The organism is Lactococcus sp. DD01 (assembly GCF_001578715.1).
Taxonomy (GTDB): Bacteria; Bacillota; Bacilli; order Lactobacillales; family Streptococcaceae; genus Lactococcus; species Lactococcus petauri.
Genome location: NZ_KQ968939.1, coordinates 412136 through 418348, shown reverse-complemented (window position 1 = coordinate 418348; position 6213 = coordinate 412136). Strand labels below are relative to the sequence as shown.

Annotated in this window: 6 protein-coding genes; all 6 read right to left on the bottom strand. The window is 37.8% G+C overall.

Going from position 1 to position 6213, the window contains the following annotated elements:
- Positions 1-8: 8 nt before the first annotated feature.
- Entirely contained in the window at positions 9-1826 is a 1818-nt protein-coding gene (glmS, locus tag LACDD01_RS02105; RefSeq protein ID WP_061413060.1) for a glutamine--fructose-6-phosphate transaminase (isomerizing), read from the bottom strand.
- A 151-nt stretch (positions 1827-1977) separates the two neighbouring features.
- Positions 1978-2616: a deoxynucleoside kinase gene (locus LACDD01_RS02100; RefSeq protein ID WP_061413059.1), complete on the bottom strand. Its 639-nt coding sequence runs from the start codon at positions 2614-2616 to the stop codon at positions 1978-1980.
- Positions 2617-2654: 38 nt separating this feature from the next.
- A complete protein-coding gene (locus tag LACDD01_RS02095) occupies positions 2655-3941 on the bottom strand; it encodes a bifunctional folylpolyglutamate synthase/dihydrofolate synthase (RefSeq protein ID WP_061413058.1) in 1287 nt (428 codons plus the stop codon).
- Positions 3938-4432 carry an NUDIX domain-containing protein gene (locus LACDD01_RS02090; protein WP_061413057.1) on the bottom strand — a complete coding sequence of 165 codons (495 nt, stop codon included), beginning with the start codon at positions 4430-4432 and terminating at the stop codon, positions 3938-3940. The genes LACDD01_RS02095 and LACDD01_RS02090 overlap by 4 nt, the downstream gene beginning before the upstream one ends.
- Complete coding sequence (gene folP, locus LACDD01_RS02085; RefSeq protein ID WP_061413056.1) at positions 4432-5505, bottom strand: dihydropteroate synthase; 1074 nt, start codon at positions 5503-5505, stop codon at positions 4432-4434. The genes LACDD01_RS02090 and folP overlap by 1 nt, the downstream gene beginning before the upstream one ends.
- A 1-nt stretch (position 5506) precedes the next feature.
- Positions 5507-6213: GTP cyclohydrolase I FolE (gene folE / locus LACDD01_RS02080; RefSeq protein WP_061413055.1), on the bottom strand; the 707-nt coding region annotated here is incomplete at its 5' end.

The following is a 6213-nucleotide window of genomic DNA, read 5'->3' as shown; positions in this document are numbered from 1 at the left end:
CTTTTTTATTATTCAACAGTCACTGCCTTTGCGAGGTTTCGAGGTTTATCAACATCCAATCCACGTTGGACAGTTGCGTAGTAAGCGATAAGCTGTGTGGGTACCACCATTGATATCGCTGAAAGATAAGGATGAACGTTATTGGTAACGATATCATCATCTTCACGCGCTACAGCTTCTTCGACAATCGTAATTGCTGAAGCCCCACGTGCCACTGTTTCCATAACGTTTCCACGGGTGTGTGCTGCAACTTCCTCGTTATTTGAAATCAGTGCAATAACAGGTGTACCATTTTCAATTAAAGAAATTGTTCCGTGTTTGAGTTCTCCAGCAGCAAAGCCTTCACATTGGATATATGAAATCTCTTTTAATTTCAAGCTGGCTTCCATAGAGACAAAGTAGTCTTGCTTGCGACCAATATAGAAAGCATTTCGTGCTTCTGGTAAAAGCTTAGCTACTACGTCGGAAATCAAGTCCTTTTCTGACAATGTAGCTTCAATAGATTGAGCCACGAGTGAAATTTCTTTAACCAAGTCAAAAGAAAGCGACTTAGGATTTTGGTCTGCATCACCTACAGCTTTTGCTAAGAAAGCGAGGGTTGCAATTTGTCCAGTATAAGCTTTTGTAGAAGCAACCGAAATCTCAGGTCCAGCACCAATTAACATTGTGTATGTTGCTTCACGTGACAATGTAGAACCAGGAACATTTGTAACTGTTAAACTTGGATGACCAAGTTCATTTACTTTTACCAATACCTGACGACTATCTGCTGTTTCACCAGATTGTGAAAGGAAGATGAACAAAGGATTTTTACTCAATAATGGCATACCGTAACCCCACTCAGAAGCCACGCCAAGCTCAACTGGTGTATTTGTCAGCTCTTCAAGGATTTGTTTTGAAGCATAACCTGCATGAAGTGACGTTCCTGCCGCAATAATATAAATGCGATCTGCTTCTTGAACTGCTTTAACAATATCCGTATCAACAGTTAATTGTCCGTCTTGATCGGCATAAGTTGAGACCAATTTACGCATTACTGTTGGTTGTTCATCAATTTCTTTGAGCATGTAGTAAGGATATGTTCCTTTACCAATGTCAGAAAGATCAAGTTCTGCTGTGTAGCTTTGGCGCTCAATCTTATTTCCTTCATAATCCATGACTTCAGCCTTATCTTTAGTTAAGATAACCAGTTCTTTGTCATGAATTTCCATAAATTCAGATGTTTCACGAATCATCGCCATGGCATCAGAACACACCATATTGTAGCCGTCTCCCAAGCCGATAAGTAAAGGAGATTTATTTTTCGCAACATAGACTACATCAGCATCTTCAGCATCCATAAGAGCAAAAGCATAAGAACCTTCAATAATAGAGAGTGCTTTTTTAAATGCTTCAAGTACAGAAAGTCCTTCTTCTTCTGCAAACTTAGCGATGAGATGGACAGCAACTTCTGTGTCTGTTTGACCTTTAAATGTATCTTTAGCGAGATATTCTTCTCTGATTTCGGAGAAGTTTTCAATTACACCATTATGTACTAAAACGAAACGTCCTGAAGTAGAAGTATGAGGATGCGCGTTATCTTCAGTTGGTTTACCATGGGTCGCCCAACGTGTATGACCAATCCCTGTTGATCCTGTAACGTTATCACCTGTTTTTGCCTCTAAATCTGCAATGCGACCTACAGATTTTACAAGATTCGCTTGTCCGGTACTATCAGCAACAAAGATTCCTGCTGAATCATAACCACGGTATTCAAGTTTTTCAAGACCTTGCATTAGAATGTCTGTTGCATTAAGATTTCCGACAACTCCTACGATACCACACATATTAATTTCTCCATAAGCTAATTGGTATAGTTAGCTTTTTCTTTATTTTTCGTCAATAAGAATATGATAATACAATGTTTTGTATTTGTCAAGAATAATAAATCATCAATTGGTATAGTTTTTATTAAATAAAAAAAATAAATCTTCCGATTTACTTTAATTGTAATTTGAATAATGCTTTATCTATTTCTGTAAGTACCTTTTCGAGGTCTTCTGCATTATTTACGAAGTCAAGTGCGTCTCCATTAATCTGTATTTTAGGTGACACATCATAATTTTCATACCAGGTCGGGTATTCTTCATGAACTTGATGATAATATGATTTTAATTCAGGCTGATCGTCAATCTGTTCAAAACTGCGGCCACGTTGCGCAATACGGGAAAGCATTGTTTCAAAGCTCACATCAATATAAACAAGTAAGTCAGGCCGCTTTTTAGGCATTCCTTCCATTTCCTCGAGCATATTACTGAGCAAGTTCTGATAGATTTCTAACTCTGTTTTGGTAACATTGCCATTTTTATAGTTTAGAGTTAGGAAAAGTTCGTCTTCAAAAATTGACCGGTCAAGGACATTATTCTCTTGAGTATAAGCCATTTTGATTGATTCAAAACGCTTGTTCAAAAAATAGATTTGTAACAAAAAAGCATACTTTTTTGGATCTTGATAATACAAATCAAGAACCGGATTATTATCTACTGCCTCATAGTAAACATCTGTTCCAAGATGCTCCCCTAAAGCTTTTGCTAAGCTTGATTTTCCAGCTCCTATTGTTCCTGCTAAAACAATCACAGTTTTCTTCCTCCTAAAGTCCATCAAGGACTGTTTTTTTATTGATCTGACTCTAAGATGTATGCCCTAATTTGAGACATGAAATACAAAGAACCGGTCATTAAAAGTACATCGTCTTTCTGTAGATTTGCTTTTAATGCTGAATATGTACTCTTCCAATCTTCAGCCAATGCTACATTTTCTTTTTTTAAGTAAGTAAAATCTTCTAATTTTAAAGCTTTCGGATAATCAAAAGTTGTCAAAATAAGCTCAGAATTATCAACAGTTTGCAACATTTTAATCATTTCAGGAATGTCTTTTGTAACCAGAGCTGAAAAGAGAATCGTAATCTTACGACCTGAAAATTCATTTTTTAAGTTTTCCAAGAGTCGTTGCATGGCATGTACATTATGCGCCCCATCAAGTAGTGTTAAAGGAGCTCGGCTGATTTCTTCCATGCGCGCTGGCCAGAAAGTTCTTTTTATCCCCTTTCTGATTGCTTCTTCTGAAAGTGATAATCCTACTTTCTGCGCGTAAACCATAGTAAGTTTAACAGCAAGTGCTGCATTATCTATTTGATGAAGACCAAGTAAGGCTTTTTCCAAGTTGAGCAAGTGAATTTCATCATCCTTGTAATTAAATCGCTCATTTTCAAGGATTTCTACCTGATAATCAATACCGTATTGATAATGCTGCGCTTGATTTTTTTGAGCTGTTTGCGCAATAACAGCTAGAGCTTCGTCTGCTATTTTCCCTGTCACCAAGGGTGTATTCGGCTTAATGATTCCTGCCTTTTGGGCAGCTATCTTTTCTAGGGTATCCCCTAAGATATCCATATGGTCCATCCCAATTGTTGTAATTGCAGTTGCTACAGGTTGAATGACATTAGTACTATCTAAAAGTCCCCCTAAGCCTACTTCTATCAAAGCTACATCAACGTGTTCGTCTGCAAAATAGCGAAAAGCCAGAGCGGTAATAATTTCAAATTCTGTGATGCCAGCAAGGCTTTCATCCTTATCCATTTCTTCTACGAATGGTTTTAGTTGCTCAACATACATGATAAGTTTGTCATCAGGAATAGGATGACCATTAATCGCCATCCGTTCGCCAAAAGTCGCAATAAAAGGACTGGTAAAAGTAGCTACAGTCAAGTCCAACTGCTCCAGAATACCTCTGGTAAAAGCAACAGTTGAACCTTTACCATTTGTACCAGCAACATGAATCATTGATAACTCTTTTTCAGGGTTTCCAAGCCATTTGAGCAAGGCTTCAATTCGTGTCAATCCTGGACGGATATTAAATTTAAGACGAGAATGTATCCATTCTAGTGCTGTTTCGATAGTCATGTTAGGCTTGTTTTCCCTTCTAGAAAATACTTTTTAAATTCCTCAGGTGCCTCTGTTTTGGAAAGCAAAAAAACAGGCAACTCTGCCAGTTCAGAAGGCTCATCCCGCAATTTAAGGAGATAACGAAAATCAATGTGCTGATGAGCTTTTTCTTCCTTAACTGCATTATAGGGAATATTAATAAGATTCACATCTATAAGACGTGGTGTATCAGCTGTCAGACCTGTTTCTTCATGGAATTCACGCTTTGCCGTCTCGTAGGGTTTTTCCCCTTCTTCGACATGTCCAGCAGGCAGCAAGAGTTCTTTTTGGTAGGGATGCTCAATAAAATACATTTTCTCCTCTTTAAAAACGACAGCAGATGCTGATAGTTGCAAATCCGGATTCTGTTTTCCCTCAAGTCCTTTTTTATTGCGTAAAAGAGCAATTACCTGTTCTTGTTTTTTAGAACTTTCTAAAACAGAAAGTTCACGAATCAAATCATTATACATTAGTATTTTTGGTATATTTTAAAATTATCAATTAAACGTCGGGTTGCTGCAACATCATGTACACGTAGGACACGCCCACCATCCATCATCATTTGATTTTCAAGAATCAATGTTGATAAAAGACGCTCATCTACTTCCATATTCATAAGATTGGTCATGAAAGATTTACGAGAGATTGCGACCATCACCGGCAAACCTAGGCTAGTCAATAGTTCAGTCGTTTTTAGGCGCTGTAAAGAGTCAATTCCTGTTGCTCCGCCTGAAAAACCAACGCCTGGGTCTACACATATTTGTGCATTCGCAATGTCAAATTGATTTAATTCTTTCTGTTTCTCTGTAAAATAGACTGGCAGTTCTTGATAAACATTATCTGCGTAATGCATACCTGCTCGACCATTATTCATAGCAACCAAAGCCGGTTGATATTCTTGCATCAACTGTAGTTTTTCAGGTGTATCAAAACCATCAATATCATTAATAATATCTGCACCTGCATCTAGTACACGCTGCATAACATAGGCTTCATCAGTGTCTATAGCGATAACTGCTTCCGGAAATGCCTTACAAATACTCTGCAAGGGCTGAGCGAGACGTTGCCATTCTTCTTCTGGCGAAATATCTGCGTAACCTGGACGAGAAGACTTTCCTCCAAGTTCAATGACTTGTGCCCCCTCTTGTAAATCCTGTTCTACTCGTTGTAGGATAAAATCCAAATTGAGATTTTCTTCTGCCCCATCATAGAATGAATCTGGTGTAACATTGACAATAGAATAAACAATCGGATCCAAAGTCAAATCAAAAGAGAAATTCTGTCCTGACCAAATAATCTGATGACGTTTAAAAATGCGCTCCAAATCCAATTTTTCCTGAGATGTCGGCCAAGCCTTAATCAAATCCGCCAATTCATAAATCGTTAAAAAAGTTAGCAAATCATGATTGTCTACGAGAACTTTTGCTCTTACACGGTACAAAAGATTATCCAATTTAGCTTTTTCTTGGCTGCTCATCTCAGTAAAACAGATAGAGATGTGCTTCAGAGAAAAACAATCTGTGTTTTTTTCAATGATTTTCATTTTAATTCAAGCTTTCTAAAAATTCGAGACGTGTTTCTCTGCTTTCTTCAAATTCACCCATGAAGAAAGAGGTTTTTGTTTGGGAATTTCCTTTTTTAACACCGCGCATTTCCACACACATATGACGCGCTTCGACAACAACCGCAACCCCTTTTGGCTCTAAGATATCATTTAAGATTTCCGCTATGTCTCGCGTAATGTTCTCTTGTACTGAAAGTTTATGCGAAACGTAGTTGACCAAGCGCGGTATCTTGCTTAAGCCAATAATATTGCCATCTTTAGGGATATAGGCTACGTTTGCCTTACCAAAGAAAGGCAACATGTGATGTTCGCACATCGAGTAAAAGGGAATGTCCTTGATTAAGATAGTTTGATCCTGGTCTGTTTTTTCAATTTTAAAGAGTTTATACTCCTCAAATTGCGTTAATTTTTGTGAAGAGAGAATTTCTTCATACATTTTAGCTACACGTTCTGGCGTTTCTAAGAGTCCTTCCCGTTCAGGATTTTCACCAACAGCTGAGAGAATTTCTCGTACAGCAAGCTCAATACGTTTTCTAGCAGGTTTTTCCGTCGGAATTTCTACTATTTCTTGTTCAGTATCCTTGAGCTTTTCAATAGCTTGTTTCACTTGTTGCTCGTATGAGAAACCAGGCTCTAAAATTTCCAAAAGTGGCACAAGAACAAAAAGGCGATTAAAGACTTCTTTGT